This is a genomic window from Streptomyces zagrosensis, from assembly GCF_014203645.1.
GTDB classification, from domain to species: domain Bacteria; phylum Actinomycetota; class Actinomycetes; order Streptomycetales; family Streptomycetaceae; genus Streptomyces; species Streptomyces zagrosensis.
The window spans coordinates 119,324-134,216 of the sequence record NZ_JACHJL010000013.1 but is presented as its reverse complement, the minus strand read 5'-3'; the positions used below and the strand labels follow the sequence as shown (position 1 = coordinate 134,216).

The following is a 14,893-nucleotide window of genomic DNA, read 5'->3' as shown; positions in this document are numbered from 1 at the left end:
GCACCGCCGACGAGGCCACGGCACCCGACCACACCAGACGGATCAGGCCGAACCGTGCCCGTCCGGGCCCGTTGAACCGGCCGGCTTGGTGCCGCCGGACGGGGGCACCGCAGACTTCGCCAGCTCGGAGTGCCGGTAGGAGTACGCGAAGTAGATGACCAGGCCGAGCGCGAACCAGGCCGCGAAGCGCACCCAGGTCTGCCACTGGAGATAGGTCGTCAGCCAGATGGAGGCACCCACGCCGATCAGCGGCACGAGCGGCATGCCGGGGCAACGGAAGGTGCGCGGTAGGTCGGGCCGCCGGTACCGGAGCACGATCACTGCCACACACACCACCGCGAACGCCAGCAAAATACCGATGTTCGTCAGCTCCGCGGCCTCACCGATCTTGACGAATCCGGCGATCCCGGCCGATGCGAAGCCCACGATCCAGGTGACCCGGGTCGGCACCCGCCGGGTGGGATGCGTCTTGGCGAACCACTTGGGGAGCAGCCCGTCCCGACTCATGGCGAACCACACCCGTGTTACTCCCAGCATGAAAGTGAACATCACGGTGAGGATGCCGATGATCGCGCCGACCGCGATGACATCGGCGAGTCCGCCGAGCCCCACGGACTTGAACGCCGTGGAGAATCCGCTTTTTGGGTCCACCTTCGTGTAGTTCTGCATACCCGTCAATACAAGGCAGGCCAATACATACAGCACCATCGAAATGGCGAGCGAATACAGGATCGCCTTGGGCATATGGCGCTGCGAGTCCTTGGATTCCTCCGCTGCCGTGCTCATTGCGTCATAACCGAATACGGCGAAAAAGACCGTTGCCGCGCCGGTGAATGCGCCCCCGACTCCATACGGGAAGAACGGCGAATAGTTTCCGGTGTCGATATGGAAGAAGCCCACCACGATGACGAGGAGCACTACCAGCACCTTCAGCACCACCACGACCATTTCGAACCGGGCCGCGCTTTTGATGCCGAGGTTCAGCAGATACGCCACGAAGAGGCAGAGTACCACCGCGAACAAATCGACTTTATGGCCGCCGCCCGTACCCGGTGCGCCCAGCATCCAGTTCGGCAAGTCGGCCCCCATCTCCCCCACTAGGAAGGAGAAGTAGCCGGAGATGCCGATTGCCACGACCGCGATGATCGCCGTGTATTCGAGAAGCAGGTCCCAGCCGATGAACCAGCCCACCAACTCCCCAAGGACCGCGTAGCCATAGGTGTAGGCAGAGCCCGCTTTCGGGATGAGGCCGGCGAATTCCGCGTAGGAAAAGGCAGCCGCCGCGCTCGCCACCCCGGCGATGAGGAACGAGATCAATACGGCGGGTCCGGCCGTCCCGTTGGCGACGGTGCCCGCCAGTGTGAAGATCCCCGCGCCGATGATGCCGCCGACACCGATGGCGGTGAGTTGCCACAGGCCCAGACTTCGGGTGAGTTGTTCGCTGGCGTGGCCTTCGGTTTCTTCGATGCTCGCGATGGGTTTGCGACGCAGTACGCCGTGCCCTGGTCGGAGTCTGGCCATGATGTGTCCTCTCCGCCGACAGCTGACGGCGGATCATGATGGCCCAGCGCGGGCGGCGAAGAAAGACGGCGCTCCGTTCGAATTTCCTTCGCCTCCGCCCCGCCCCGCACCGGCGCCTTCCCCACGGACCTCTTCCGCCCCCGTCAGAGGGCGTTCTGGCGCGGTGCCGTTGCCCTTACGCTCCCGCGCCGGTGACCCGCCGGTACTCGCCCAGAAAACGAAAGCGCCCCAGGTCCACTCGGAAGAGGAACAGTCCCTGGTCCCCCAGTACGGCCGTGTCCGGCTCGAACCGGATCTCCTTGGTAACCCCCTGGTGTGACACCTTCGGTAGCCGTCTGACCAGCGACTCCCGCTCGGCTCCCGAGACCCCAAGTTCCCGTAGTCCGCGCGCCACATAGCCCACCACGTCGTACGCTTCTGCCGCGTAGCGCGGCGGGGCGGCCCCGTAGCGCTGGCGGTACGCCGCGGCGAACGGCCGTGCTTGTGGGTGCGCGGTGGCGTCGGTGAAACAGGAGCTGATGAGCCAGCCGTTCGCCGCAGCGCCGGCCCTGCGCAGGAACGCCGGCTCCAGCGCGGGTTGCAGCGCGAGCCGATCACCCTGGAAATTTACCCGGTGCAACTCCTTGGCGAGCGGGATGGCGCCCGCCAGCAGCCCCCCGTACATCACCGCGTCCACCTTCGCGGCCAGCAACTCGGCCACCGGGGAACGAACGTCCCCGGAGCCGCGCGGAATGGTGACGGTGCGCGGTGGCGTGGGCAGGCCGCTGCCCCGCAGGGCGCCGTGCATGCCTTGGATGGCCTTCCAACTGTGCTCGCCGGCGTTGCGGTCGTCGATGAGGCCAACCACGGTGCCCCGCGCCGCATCGCGTGGCCGGGTGCGATGGGCGACATGGGCGAGCAGCGGGACGATCAGACTCCCGTCGCTTGGCCTGCTGGCCAGGTAGCTGCGGCACTCCAGGTGCGTCACCTTGTCCGTGCCGACCGAGACGCTCACCACGGCGAGTTGCCCGTCGCTGTACGTCGGGGCGACGGCGATGAGGGTTTCGTCGCTCGTCGGGCCGATGACGGCCAGCACCTTCGGATCGTCACACAGCCGCCGTGCGACGCTCTTCGCGCGGTCCGGGCTCCCGCCGTCGTCCACTACCCGCAGCGCGAGCGTGAACGGCCGGTCCTCGCGCGCGTTGAACTGCGCGACCGCCAGTTGCGCGCCCCGTTCCTGCGCCCGACCCAGCGCGGCGCCGGGCCCGGACAGGTCCGCGTGGACGGCGAGGGTGTAGCGCGGACCGCTGGCCGCCCTGGTGTCCGCCGTCGCGGGCTCGCCGCCCCGCAGCGCCGCCCAGGCACCGATGCCACCGCTCACCGCGAGCACTCCACCGGCCGACGCGGCGGTCAGCCACCTGCGGCGACTTGGCCCCTGCGCGCCACCCCCGCCGCCGGGCGCGTGCGCCCGCTCACCCTGCGCACTCGCGCCGCCCAGCGCGCCACTCGGGCTGACCACGGTGGCATCGATGCCGGGCAGCGCCAGCATGGCCGCCGAACGCTCCGCGATGAGCCGGATCACCGGCCGGGGCAGCCACGGCGTGTCATGGCCAGACCAGGCCAGGCCCGCCGTGAGGTGTTCACGTAGCTCCTGCGTGCCGGGCCGGTGCGCAGGGTCCTTCGCCAGGCAGGTGGTGAGGAGCGCCAGCAGCCCATCGGGCACGCCCCGCATATCGGCTGGGCCGTGCACGGTGCGGTACAGCATCGCCGCCGGTGAGCCCGTTCCAAACGGCCGCCGCCCGCTGGTCGCGAAGGCCAGCACACAGCCGAGCGAGAACACATCGCTCGCTGGCCCCACGCCCGGCCCGCGTGCCTGTGCCTGCTCGGGCGAGAGGAAGCCGGGGGAGCCGATGACCATGTCGAGGCCGGTCAGCGCCGTGTCGTTGGCGGAGCGCGCGATGCCGAAGTCGATCAGCCGGGGCCCGTCGAGCGCGAACAAAATGTTGCCCGGCTTCACATCGCGGTGCACCAAGTCCGCCGCGTGGACCGCGCCCAGCGCCTCACAGAGCCGAGCCCCGAGCTGACGCGCATACGGCTCGGCCAGCGGCCCGAACGAGGCAACGGCCTCGCCGAGTGCCGGGCCAGGCACGTACTCGGTGGCCAGCCAGGGCGCCTCGGACTCGGTATCCGCATCGGTGACCGCCGCGGTCCAGGGGCTGCTTACCCGGCGGGCCGCGGCCACCTCGCGGCGGAACCGGGCCCTAAACGACGGCTCGTCGGCCCGGTCAGCGAGGATCACCTTGATGGCCAGCAGGCTGCCGCCGGGGGAGCGGCCGAGATAGACGACGCCCATGCCGCCGGCTCCGAGACGGCGCAGCAGCCGGTAGCCGGCGATGTATGACGGATCGGCGGGGCCCAGTGCCTCCATGGCTAGGCAGTCCCCGCCGCGGCGTCGCCGATGAAGACGAATCGTCCGCGCTTGACCTCGTAGAAGAAGGTGCCACCGGGCAAGCCGTACTCACCGTCCTCGGCCGTGAAGGCGATCTTCTTGGAGATTCCGTCGTACTGCGCCGTGCGCAGCCGCGCCAACAGCGCCTTGCGGGTCGGCGGCCCGCTTTCGGGCCCAGCGCCCGGCGTTGCGCTCGTCGACGGTGTGCCGCCGCTTTTGCCGGGGGCGTCCCCGACGAGTTCTTCGATGGTGCGCAGCAGCAGGTTGGCCGCGTCGTACGCCTCGACCGCGGTGGCGGGTGGGGTGGCGTTGAACCGCTTGCGGTACGCCGCGGTGAAGCGCGCCGCCTCCGGCTTGGCCACTGGATCGATGAAGGTGGAGGTCAGCAGCCAGCCCTCCGCGGCGCCCCCGGCCTCTTTGAGGAACAGCGGATCGACCACGGCCTGGGTGGCGAGCTTGGGGCCGGTGAAGCCCGCCCGCTGCAACTCCCGCGCTACCTCGGCGGCCCCGTGCGCCCCGCCGCCGAAGACGATCGAGTCCACGCGCTGGTCGAGCAGGGAGCGCACGATGGGTCGATAGTCGGTGGACAGCGAGCGCAACACGCGAGGCACCACCGGGTGTTGTAGAGCCTGGAGGGCGCCGGCGACGGCCCGGGTGGTCATCCAACTGTAGTTGTCCGCAGTGCGGTCATCGATGAGACCGGTGCGCCGGGTCTTTGTCCCGCCGCTCAGATACGGCCCGATGGGCAGCGCGTGTCTGGCGTCGCTCGGTCGTGTCAGCAGCAGTGAGCGAGTGGATACCCCGCTCGGCCGCTGGTTGCCGAGGGAGACTCCCAGCATCGCGAGGAGGGCCTCGTCATAGACCTCGACGGCCTCGATGGCGGTGTCGTCGGTGGTGGTACCTATGACGGCGAGAACGGAGCGATCGGCGACCAGCTTGGCGGCCGTCGCACTCGCCCGGTCCTGGCGGCCACCGTCGTCGGCGGTTTCCAGCCGTAACTCGAACCGCTTGTTACGGCGTGCGTTGAACTGGTCGATGGCTAACTGGGCGCCGGTGCGCTGGGCGTTGCCCGCGGGGGCGTGTGCGCCGCTCAGGGCCGCGTGCAAGCCGATCGCGTACACCGGTAGCCCTGAGGTGTTGCTCGCTTCCTTTTGGCCTTCGTCGTCCCTCAGCGTGGCCCAGGCGGCGAAGCCACCGCCGGCGGCAAGCACTGCGCCCCCAACGATGGCGAACAACCGGCGCCGCGAGGTCGCGCCGACCACGCTCGCGGGCGCGGCCTCGTCCGCTGGGGGGCCTTCGTCCGGTGGCGGTGCCGTGCTGACCGCGGTGGGTTCGATGTCGGGCAGGGCCAGCATTGCGGCGGAGCGGGTGGCCACGAGGTGGACGAGGTGCTCCGGCAGCCAGTCGCCGCCACCGTCCGGCAGATGGCCATCGGCCAGCTCCCGCCGGACCTCGGCCGCGGTCGGCCGCAGTCCCGCGTCCTTGGCCAGGCAGCGCTCCAGCAGGGGCAGCAAATCCTCGGGCGCGCCGGCCAGGCCCGCCGGGTCGTGCACCGTGCGGTAGAGCATCGCCGGCGCATCGCCGGTGCCAAACGGCGGCCGGCCGCAGGCCGCGTAGGCAAGGACGCATCCCAGCGAGAAGACATCGCTTGGCGGCCCGATCGCGGCCCCGGCGGCCTGTGCCTGCTCGGGGGAGAGGTAGCCGGGCGAGCCGATGACCATGTCGGTGGTCGTGATGACGGTGTCGTCCAGCGCACGGGCGATACCGAAGTCGATGAGCCGCGGCCCATCGAGTGCCAACAGCACATTGCCCGGCTTGAGGTCCCGATGGACGAGCCCCACCGCGTGCACCGACTCCAAGGCCTCGGCCAGCATCGTGCCCAGGGCACGCACCGCGTCAGGTGGCAGGGGACCGTGTGCGGCGACGGCCTCGCCCAGTGCGGGCCCGGCGATGTACGCGGAGGCCAACCAAGGGGCATCGGCGTCGGTGTCCGCATCGATGACGGGCACGGCCCAGCGGCTGCTGACCTTGCGTGCGGCGGCCACCTCGCGGCGGAAGCGAGCCCGGAAGCCGTGGTCGTTCGCGTGTTCGGGGTGGATCACCTTGACGGCGAGCAGCTCACCCCCAGGGGAGCGGGCGACGTAGACAACGCCCATGCCACCTGCGCCGAGGCGGCCCATGATGCGATGGTCGGCGATCCGCGACGGATCGGCGGAGCGTAACGGTTGCATGAGTGAGGTCCCTTGCCCACACGGTCACCGAAGCGGTCACCACAAGCCTTCGCCCGCGCCTGTCGCTTGCGGGCGCCTGCCGATAAGCGCCGACAGCGCGGCGCTGGATCAGATGAGTGTGTTCTTGACGTTCGCCAGGATCTGTACTAGCGGAGTGCGCAAAATGGTGTCGAGTTCCTCGGCGGTATGCCCTTTGCTGCCCTTGACGGTCACGGACACGGTGACCGGGCCCAGCCGGGCGGTTGCCCAACCGTAGGGAGACGACTGCCCCATCGAACGGTTGGTGTAGGTGCCCGTCTCCCAGATCATGTCGTCGTTGGCCTTCTGGCCCCTCTTGCCCCATGGGCTTCCGGTGGAGATCAGGCCGCTGACCTCCTCGTCCGCGCTGAGCTGCTGCCGCGGGCAGCGCAGCACCTCCTCCAAGGTGGTGGCCATCTCCTGATCGGCGCTGTCGATGTCGCGGTGTACGGACACCACCGTGACGCCCTCCACCGGGCCCTTGCCGCCCTGGGCCGGGAGCTTGCTGTGCTGGGCCAGACTCGTCAGCGCCCCGCGCGGCAGCTTCTCGCGCTGCCACACGCACCGCTCATCCAGGACCGCCCAGCGCCCCGGGTCGTCCTCAAAGGGCGACTCTCGGGCGAAGTCGGGGCCAAAAACGGTCGGTTCGACCGCCGCCTGGCGGGCGAACCGCAGCGCTTCGGCGGAGGTGGCTGGGAACTTCCTCGGGCTGAGCGTGTAGTCAGGGGCGGTCGGCACCGAACTCGCTGACCTCTTCGTATCGTTGCCAGGTCCAGAGTCAGGGCCCACGGCGGAAGGCGAGGACGAACGGTCACCGTCCCTACTGCTGCTCCGGGCGTCCGGCGTATCGTCCGTCGATGAGCACCCACCGACCAGCACCAGCGCTGCCGATGCGGCGACCGCACCATGAACAGCCCTACGAACACTCACAGTTCGCCCCTCCCCAAGGCTGAGCCATCGGGCCCACTCTATGGCGCACAGGGTCACTTGGGGATCACCTTGCGCCACTGTCTTTCCCCTGGGAGCCGTCCACCTCCCATATATCGGACACTCGGCAGCGACGAGGGCTGCGTGCGGACGAGGGCGCCCTGGCCCCGCAAGGCGCTTCCTCAGCGCTGCACGGCAGGCGGCCAGACCTCACGCGAGAGGACTCCCAACACATACGCCCTGGCCACCAGCGCCGTCCGGTTGGGCACTCGCCACCGCCGCGAAAGCCGGGCCACGTGGTAGTTGACACCATCCACCGTCAACCCCAGCGCCTTGCCCATCGCCGCTGTCGTCGCCCCGGCAGCGGCCAGCGCCAGCACCCGGCCCTCCACCGGGCTCACCGCGGCACGCTCAGCCGAAGGGGCGGGAATCTCGTCACCGACGCGCAGCAGCACCAGCAACGCGGGCGGGTCCGACGTCGCGTCACCAACCGGATCGATGCGCCCGCACGCTCGGCACCGTCGCCGCCCACCCGCCAGCGGACCCGTACCGGATAGCGGGACCGATAGCCGAGCCGCAGCGCCTCACCGGCCCGACGCAGTTGCGCCGTGTCGCGCGGCCGAAACAGATCAAGGAGATTGCGACCGCACAGCCGCCCGGGCGCAACACCCCACTGGCCGGCCATGGCGGGGTTGGCAACGACGACCTCACCGTCGGCTCGACACAACGCCACCGGCAGCGGCAGCCGGTCAAGCAGCGTCAGAAAGTAGTGGTCCCACCCTTCCCCCTCGCCGCACTCCGCCGGGCCGTCCGCGCTGCCCTTGGTCATGGCCCTGCATGTACTCCGTTCGCAAGTGCGGTCAGCGTTAAACCACTGCACAATCATGCAGTTAACGCACGCCTTCCCACCGCCCCGCCGCCCGGCCATGCTCACGGATCGCGGCACCTGGGCACCCATCCCCAGCGAGCCGGCGACGTCGGCGCAAGCGACCTGCTTGCCTTGATGCTCAGCACCAGGCACCCATCCGACAACACCACCCTCGACCTCGCCAACATCCGCAACCAGGTCATCACGTTCCTGATCGCCGGGCACGAGACCACCTCCGGCGCCCTGTCCTTCGCGCTCTCCTACCTGCTCAAGGACCCGACCGCGCTGCGCCTCGCGCAGCGCGAGGCCGACGAGTTGTGGGGTGATGACCCGGACCCCGCCCCCTCCTTCGAGGACGTCGGGCGACTGTGCTTCGCCCGACAGGTGCTCCAGGAGGTGCTGCGGCTGTGGCCCACCGGGCCCGTCTTCACCCGCCAGGCGCGCGAGGACACGCTGCTGGGCGGCCGATATCCGCTGCCCGCCGGGCAGCGGATCTCCGTACTCATCCCGATGCTGCACCGGGACCCGATCCGGGGTGACAACCCCGACCTGTTCGACCCCGCGCGTTTCACGCCGGAGGCGGAGCGAGCGCGCCCCCGACACGCGTACAAGCCCTTTGGGGCCGGTGACCGCGCCTGCATCGGGCGGCAGTTCGCGCTGCACGAGGCGACCTTGCTGATCGGCCTGATCGCACACCGCTACCGGTTGGCGGACCAGTCGAACTATCGACTACGGGTCAAGAAGACGCTCACCCTCAAGCCGGACGGCCCTACCCACACCCCCACCGCCCGCACGTCCGCCGACCGGGCCGCGAACCGCTCCGCGCTCGGCCTGCCCCTCGGGCCGGCGGCGCAGCCGCAGACCGTACCGCCGCCAGGCACCGGCCTACCCAGCCGCGCTCGGCAAGGCACCGGGACGCTTCTTGTCCACGGGAGCAACCACGGCACCTGCCGAGAGTTCAGCGAGCAACTCGCCGAGGAGGCCGCGGCGCTCGGCTGTGGCACGGAGGTGGCTGCGCTCGACACCTACGCCGACGCGTTGCCCACCGACCGACCGGTAGTGATCGTGGCCGCCTCGCACAACGGCAAGCCAACGGACGACGCCGCGCGCTTCCTGCGCTGGATCGAGGAGGCCCCACCGGACGCGGCACAGGGCGTGTCCTACGCGGTGCTCGGTGTCGGCGACCGCAACTGGGCCACCACCTACCAGCGCGTCCCAACCCTCATCGACGACCGCATCGCCGAACTCGGCGGCACCCGCCTGCTGCCGCGTGTCGAGGCCGACGCCTCTGGCGAACTCAGCGTGACGGTACGAGAGTTCGCTGACCAACTACGGGTCGCCCTGCTCAGCGGCTACGGGGACGCGACGGCCACCGTCGCCGACGCGCCCCCGCGCACCTCGGTGACACCGTCACCGAGGTGCGCGGCGGACCGCTGGACGCGCTGGCCCAGCGGCACGGCCTGACTTCGATGACGGTCACCGAGACCCACCACCTCACCGCCCCCGGCCGCCCCCGGCCCAAGCGCTTCCTGCGGCTCGCGCTGTCCGCACAGATCCGCATGGCGGCCGGCCGTTACGTGGAAGACGTCTACGCGGGAGGCTGAACGACCCGCCGACCGCCGGGCCGCGTCAGTCCACGACGCTGGTGGCACCGAAGATCGCGGCGTGCTCCAGCACGTCCTCCGCCGGGTCGTCCACCTGCCCGATGGAAATCAGCGACCAGCGGGGGCCGTTGTCGGAGTGGTTGTGCGTCTCGTCGGCGTGGGCGGTGCCGGCTGGCAGCGCCCACACCAGTGCCATGGCGCCGATCGCGGTCAGCTTCTTCTTATCCATGTGATGTCCTCGCCTTGCCTGTTCATCGGACTGTGCTCCGACCTGCGTATCCACTCGGACGGTCCAAAAGTCACGGGGAGACGCGCTGCGTCATCCGATCCGGTCGCCGTGTCCTGCTGTGTCGTGCCGTGTCGTGCCGTGCCGTGCCGTGCCGAGCGAAGTCGCGGTTCGGCACACGCCCGGCCGGTCGGTGTTACGCGGCAGGCGGGGCGTCTTGCGGTGGGGCGGTGGCCGCACCGGGCGCCGACCCGTTCGTCGGGGCGCCGTGGACGTACAGCAGGCGGAGACCGATGAGGCCGTTCACGATGGTCAGCGCGCCGCAGGCGAAGAGCACCAGGGAAATGTCAGAAACGAGACCAAGAATGAGCCCGGCGAGCAGGGTGCCGACGAACGCCCCGGTAAAGGCGATGGCCCGGCAGGCCCCCGAGACGCGTCCCAACAGGTCGGGATCGCATATCGATTGCCGAAAGGCCCGCCAACAAACGGTGTAGACCACGATGAACACGGTGAGTACGGCATGGCCGCATATCGCCGTCACCACCCTGCCGCCCAGGGGGATGATCGCCACGCCCACTCCTGCAAGACGATGGACAGCGCCATGACGCGCCCGTAGTGGCGCGACGGCGCTCGCCAGGCCAGGGCCACGGCGGTGGCTACCGAGACGGCACCCGCGATGGCAAAGGCGCCGCCGGTCCAGCCGGCCGACATGCCAAGAGTGGAGCGGAAGTAGTAGACGAGCACTGCCTCGTGTGCGCCGAGGACGAGGTTCGTTGAGGTGCTGAGGAAAATGCCGATGAAAAGACGACGTGAACGGCCCAGATACCGCACTCCCACCACGAGGTCTTGGAGAAGGGTGGTGGCTCGCCGATTCGCTTTCGGCTTGCTGGGTGTGGGGGTGTCCAGGCCGCGTAAGAGCACAAAGGCCGTGGTGAAGGCGATGCCGGTGGCGAGGACAACGGAGCCGGGGAAGGGGCTGGCGACCAGGAGGCCGGCCGCGGCCGGGCCGATGACCGTGGCGATGGTGCGGGTCGTCTCGGTCATCGAATTGGCGCGGGCCAACTCCTCCCGGGCGGCGAAGTGCGGCAGTACGCCATCGACGCTCGCGGCCGAGACCGAAGCGAACATCGACAGGACCAAAGCCGCCGCGGCGAGCACGGCCAGCCTCGCGTCCGGAAGGCAGAGATAACCGGGCAGGGCAACGAGGAGAGCGATGCCGGACCCGAGGTAGGTCAGGCGCAACAGATGTATTTTGTTTCCGCGGTCCGCGATCACCCCGCCGAATACGCCGAGCGCCGCCTGCGGGAGCAGCACGCAGGACTTGACCAGCGCCATGGTGCTGGCAGTTCCGCCCTCCAGAAAGACGAGCAGCGGAACAGCCAGCAAGTAGATCTGATCTCCGAGGACGCTTGCGGAGTAGGCCGACCAGAGGCGCAAAAACCGCCTGTTTCTCACCATCCCCTGTGCTCGGGCTACTTAGAGGCTGAAGTAGTCAACAGTGAGCCGCGGAATGTAATTGGAGATGTCCGAGTAGTACTGGACGATGCCGTCGTGGAACTGATCGTAGGAGTGCTTGAGGTCGTGCAAGTTGTTGACGGCCCGATGGACTTGCGTCGCGGTAACACTGTCACGCGTGGCGAGTGCCTCACCCCGTTGGCTTCAAGACGTCTCGCACGAAGGCGGCGTAAATGTGCCGACCCGCGTCCGGAATTCGGCTAATCTTTTGTGAGTAATGGTCTTTGCCGTAACGTGCATATGATTCTTTTACTACGGCCGAAAATGCAGTGGACCAGCGGCTTTTCTCGTGGTCGTAACCGTCGGGTCGGCGCCCGGCCGACGCTTGGTGGACCGTGTGGAGATCGACATACTGACGGTGTCTGCGCCGCCTATCGGAAAAATGCCGCATGAATCAACGAAGGAGGCTTCCCGGGCGTGACCCGCATCCTTACTCGTAGTGATCTGCTGTCCTTGCTCAATGCCGACGTGTGCCTACGGGCGATGCGGCGTGGCTTTCTACAAGCCGCGGCCGGGGTGGCGGCGCACAAGGTGGTAGCGGACCTACCCTTTCCCGGGGTGGCCACCGCCTTGTTACCCGGCGTGCTGCCCGGGATTCCCGCGTACACGGTGAAGGTCAACGCCAAGTTCCCGGACGCTGTCGGGCCCGCCCTGCGCGGGCTGGTGTGTCTACACAGCGGTCAGGACGGGGAGTTGCTGGCCGTCCTGGACTCGGCCACCGTCACCACCTGGCGTACGGGGCTCTCGGCGGCCTTGGCCACCGACCTGCTGGCACCCGCTGATCCGGCGGGGGAGGCGATCGTGGGAGTCATCGGTGCCGGAGCCCAGTCGGAGATGACGCTGACGGGACTGGCCCGCCTCCGCTCCTGGCGACGCCTGTTGGTCCACGACACCAGGCCAGAGCGAGCCACCGCGTTCGCCGAACGCCACGACGGACAGGTGGTCGAGACGGCCGGTGAGGTCGCGGCGGGTGCCGACATCGTGGTGCTGGCGACGTGGCCGACCCGTCCCGTGCTGGATCTGGCGGCCACCCGGCCGGGCCAGCATCTGACCTCGTTGGGCTCCGATGAGGCAGGCAAGCGGGAGCTCGCCACCGACGTGCTGGTTGCCGCCGACGTATACGTCGATGACCTGGCCCTCGCCCGGTCCGTGGGCGCCCTGGCCGCGGACGGCGCACCCCGGTCCGCCGTCACCCTCGCCAAGGCCCTGGCTGGCCACCAGCCGCCCGCTCCACGTGGTGATCGGCGCACCGTGTACGCACCTGTCGGGCTGCCCTGGCAAGACCTGGCACTGGCCTGGACCGCCTTCCAGGCCGCGCAGGCATGCGATGCGGGGGCCACCGTTGACTGGCTGGGCTAGTCCGCCGGTGGTCCGTCCCCCTCCTGGCTCGCCGCCGGGTCCTGTGGCTGTGTCGGCAGATGCACCGCTATGAGGGCGATCCCGGCCAGGACGACGTTCCTGATGGCGGCGTCCAGGCCGTTCCAGTCCTTTGACTGCCACATGGCAAACCACTCGCCCCCAATGGCGATGAAGCCCCCGCCGAACAGCACCAGCACCATGGCCAGGCCAACGGTGCTCGTACGGCGGGCCCGATCCAGTGGGCCGTGCCGCAAGGTGCACGCCCAGCACGCCGTGGCCCACAGCAGCACCAGCGCGGACAGCGTCTCCCAGACGATGATTGCCACATAGGCGATGTCCTGAAGGGCGCGGGACTCGATGGCCCGCCAGATCAGGTCCTCGTCCTGAAAGGTGGTGTCCATCGCCAGCACATGCCGGACGAACTCGCGGTTGGTGCCGAAATCGGTGATGTTGCCGAACGCGACGAGCGCCATATAGAGCGCGGTAATGCCGGTGAGCACGGTGGCCGCGAGCGGCACCGGCCGGAACGTGAGTTTGCTGATCATGGTCCCCTCCACTGTGTGAACTCGCCCCAGTGTCGGCGCTGTGGGCGCAGGGGGCCGCCGATTATCGGCGCTGTCAGTGCAGTGACCTGGTGCGGGAGGGTCTTGCCAGCCCCAGCCCCAGCCCCAGCAGCGGGCCGGAGTCCGTCGCTGGGGGCCTGTCGCTTGGGACCTGGGGCAGGCTGCGGGCCTGGAGCGGGCGCACGGGCAGGCGCCGGGGCGCCGAGGTTTGTCGTGGTCCGGCGCGGGGACCCGGTAACGGCGTCAGCGGCCATGCGCCGTCATCCGCTGTTCCCGATGCCTTGGAGCTGAGTGTGCACCCCATCCGGATCGTGATCGTCGGAGCCGGATTCGCTGGCTACCAGACCGCCCGCCAGCTCTCCCGCCAGGCCCGCGGCAAAGCCGATATCGTGCTGATCAACCCCAATGACTACTTCCTGTATCTGCCACTGCTGCCGCAGGTCTCGGCGGGCATCCTCGAACCCCGTAGGGTCTCGGTCTCCCTGACCGGCACGCTCCCCGGTGTGCGGCTCGTACTCGGCGAGGCCGACGCGGTGGACCTGGACAACCGTACGGTGGGCTATACCGACCCGGAGGGCCAGCGCGGCGAGCTGCGCTACGACCGACTCGTGCTGTCCGTGGGGAGCGTCAACAAACTGCTGCCCATCCCGGGCGTCGCCGAACACGCACACGGATTCCGCGGCATGCCCGAGGCGCTGTACCTACGGGATCACATGACCCGTCAGATCGAGTTGGCCGCCTCCGCGAGCAGCCCGCGCGAGCACGCGGGACGCACCACCTTCGTGGTCGTCGGCGCAGGCTACACCGGCACCGAGGTCGCAGCGCACGGCAAGCTCTACACCGACCGGCTGGCGCGGCAGACCGCCGGCCTGCCTGGCACACCACCGCCGCGCTGGATGCTGATCGACATCGCGCCCCGGGTGCTGCCCGAGTTGGACCAGCGGCTGTCGGAGACGGCGGACCGGGTGCTGCGGGCACGCGGCGTGGACGTCCGCACCCGCACCTCCGTCAAGGAGGCCACACCTGATGGTGTGCTGCTCGACGACGGAGAGTTCATCGAGACCCGCTCGCTGATCTGGTGTGTCGGCGTACGCCCCGACCCCCTGGTGGCCGGAATCGGGCTGCCCACCGAACGTGGCCGCCTGTGCGTCGATGAGTATCTGACCGTGCCGGGCCATCCCGAGGTCTTCGCCTGTGGTGACGCGGCTGCCGTCCCCGACCTGACCCGCCCCGGCGAGTACACGCCCATGACCGCCCAACACGCGGCCCGGCAAGGAAAGACGGCCGCGCACAACGTGGCCGCGTCTTGCGGGCACGGCACCCGACGCGCGTACAAGCACCACGACCTGGGATTCGCGGTGGACCTCGGCGGCGTACAGGCGGCTGCCAACCCGCTGCACGTGCCGCTCTCCGGCCCGCTGGCGGGCGCCGTTACGCGGGCCTACCATTTGATGGCCATGCCGGGTAACCGCGTACGGGTCACCAGCGATTGGGTGTTGGAAGCCATACTGCCGCGGCAGGCCGTACAACTCGGCCTGGTCCGCTCCGGCGCCGTCCCGCTGGACACCGCCGCCCCGGAACTGGCCCACGCCCCGAGCGCCTAAAACGCGTAGTGTCACAGGGATGTTGAGTG

At 69.3% G+C, this 14,893-nt stretch carries 12 protein-coding genes and 1 pseudogene; 3 read left to right on the top strand and 10 right to left on the bottom strand.

The window, feature by feature from the left end:
• Positions 1-42 precede the first annotated feature (42 nt).
• The 6 genes from FHS42_RS23535 to FHS42_RS23515 form a co-directional block, all read right to left on the bottom strand.
• The gene (locus tag FHS42_RS23535; protein ID WP_184575110.1) at positions 43-1,521 is read right to left on the bottom strand and encodes an amino acid permease; all 1,479 of its coding nucleotides are present in this window, start codon (positions 1,519-1,521) and stop codon (positions 43-45) included.
• A 175-nt stretch (positions 1,522-1,696) separates the two neighbouring features.
• Positions 1,697-3,928, bottom strand: coding sequence for a bifunctional serine/threonine-protein kinase/ABC transporter substrate-binding protein (locus FHS42_RS23530; RefSeq protein WP_184575108.1), 2,232 nt, complete (start codon positions 3,926-3,928; stop codon positions 1,697-1,699).
• A gap of 2 nt (positions 3,929-3,930) precedes the next feature.
• Positions 3,931-6,180, bottom strand: coding sequence for a bifunctional serine/threonine-protein kinase/ABC transporter substrate-binding protein (locus FHS42_RS23525; protein ID WP_184575106.1), 2,250 nt, complete (start codon positions 6,178-6,180; stop codon positions 3,931-3,933).
• Positions 6,181-6,288: 108 nt separating this feature from the next.
• Positions 6,289-6,936, bottom strand: a complete 648-nt coding sequence (locus FHS42_RS23520; protein WP_184575104.1) for a hypothetical protein — start codon at positions 6,934-6,936, stop codon at positions 6,289-6,291.
• Between the two features lie 371 nt (positions 6,937-7,307).
• Positions 7,308-7,526 (bottom strand): LuxR C-terminal-related transcriptional regulator, encoded by a 219-nt coding sequence (locus tag FHS42_RS37410; RefSeq protein WP_312867007.1) that lies wholly within the window; start codon positions 7,524-7,526, stop codon positions 7,308-7,310.
• Entirely contained in the window at positions 7,523-7,954 is a 432-nt protein-coding gene (locus FHS42_RS23515; protein ID WP_246495287.1) for a PAS domain-containing protein, read from the bottom strand. Before FHS42_RS23515 ends, FHS42_RS37410 begins: the two co-directional genes overlap by 4 nt.
• 138 nt (positions 7,955-8,092) lie before the next feature.
• Between FHS42_RS23515 and FHS42_RS23510 the strand changes: the two are divergent.
• A pseudogene (locus tag FHS42_RS23510) lies at positions 8,093-9,537 on the top strand (cytochrome P450); the annotation flags it as partial.
• Between the two features lie 85 nt (positions 9,538-9,622).
• Here FHS42_RS23510 and FHS42_RS23505 read toward each other — a convergent pair.
• The 3 genes from FHS42_RS23505 to FHS42_RS23495 all read right to left on the bottom strand — a co-directional run bounded on the left by FHS42_RS23505 (position 9,623) and on the right by FHS42_RS23495 (position 11,281).
• On the bottom strand, positions 9,623-9,826 hold the full coding sequence (locus tag FHS42_RS23505; protein WP_184575102.1) for a hypothetical protein: 204 nt from the start codon (positions 9,824-9,826) through the stop codon (positions 9,623-9,625).
• Between the two features lie 193 nt (positions 9,827-10,019).
• On the bottom strand, positions 10,020-10,394 hold the full coding sequence (locus FHS42_RS23500; protein ID WP_184575100.1) for an MFS transporter: 375 nt from the start codon (positions 10,392-10,394) through the stop codon (positions 10,020-10,022).
• Positions 10,361-11,281 (bottom strand): MFS transporter, encoded by a 921-nt coding sequence (locus FHS42_RS23495; RefSeq protein WP_184575098.1) that lies wholly within the window; start codon positions 11,279-11,281, stop codon positions 10,361-10,363. Before FHS42_RS23495 ends, FHS42_RS23500 begins: the two co-directional genes overlap by 34 nt.
• Positions 11,282-11,755: 474 nt before the next feature.
• Between FHS42_RS23495 and FHS42_RS23490 the strand changes: the two genes are divergently transcribed.
• Entirely contained in the window at positions 11,756-12,697 is a 942-nt protein-coding gene (locus FHS42_RS23490) for an ornithine cyclodeaminase family protein (protein WP_184575096.1), read from the top strand.
• Here FHS42_RS23490 and FHS42_RS23485 read toward each other — a convergent pair.
• Positions 12,694-13,242 carry a DUF2165 domain-containing protein gene (locus tag FHS42_RS23485; RefSeq protein ID WP_184575094.1) on the bottom strand — a complete coding sequence of 183 codons (549 nt, stop codon included), beginning with the start codon at positions 13,240-13,242 and terminating at the stop codon, positions 12,694-12,696. The two genes, FHS42_RS23490 and FHS42_RS23485, sit on opposite strands and share 4 nt — an antisense overlap.
• 311 nt (positions 13,243-13,553) lie before the next feature.
• Here FHS42_RS23485 and FHS42_RS23480 point away from each other — a divergent pair, with 311 nt between their 5' ends.
• The gene (locus tag FHS42_RS23480; protein ID WP_184575092.1) at positions 13,554-14,864 is read left to right on the top strand and encodes an NAD(P)/FAD-dependent oxidoreductase; all 1,311 of its coding nucleotides are present in this window, start codon (positions 13,554-13,556) and stop codon (positions 14,862-14,864) included.
• Positions 14,865-14,893 lie beyond the last annotated feature (29 nt).

Bases quoted from the DNA above. Each gene is read 5' to 3' on its own strand.
- FHS42_RS23515 (WP_246495287.1), bottom strand. From the start codon at position 7,954: ATGACCAAGGGCAGCGCGGACGGCCCGGCGGAGTGCGGCGAGGGGGAA.
- FHS42_RS23495 (WP_184575098.1), bottom strand. From the start codon at position 11,281: ATGGTGAGAAACAGGCGGTTTTTGCGCCTCTGGTCGGCCTACTCCGCA.
- FHS42_RS23535 (WP_184575110.1), bottom strand. From the start codon at position 1,521: ATGGCCAGACTCCGACCAGGGCACGGCGTACTGCGTCGCAAACCCATC.
- FHS42_RS23530 (WP_184575108.1), bottom strand. From the start codon at position 3,928: ATGGAGGCACTGGGCCCCGCCGATCCGTCATACATCGCCGGCTACCGG.
- FHS42_RS23525 (WP_184575106.1), bottom strand. From the start codon at position 6,180: ATGCAACCGTTACGCTCCGCCGATCCGTCGCGGATCGCCGACCATCGC.
- FHS42_RS23505 (WP_184575102.1), bottom strand. From the start codon at position 9,826: ATGGATAAGAAGAAGCTGACCGCGATCGGCGCCATGGCACTGGTGTGG.
- FHS42_RS23485 (WP_184575094.1), bottom strand. From the start codon at position 13,242: ATGATCAGCAAACTCACGTTCCGGCCGGTGCCGCTCGCGGCCACCGTG.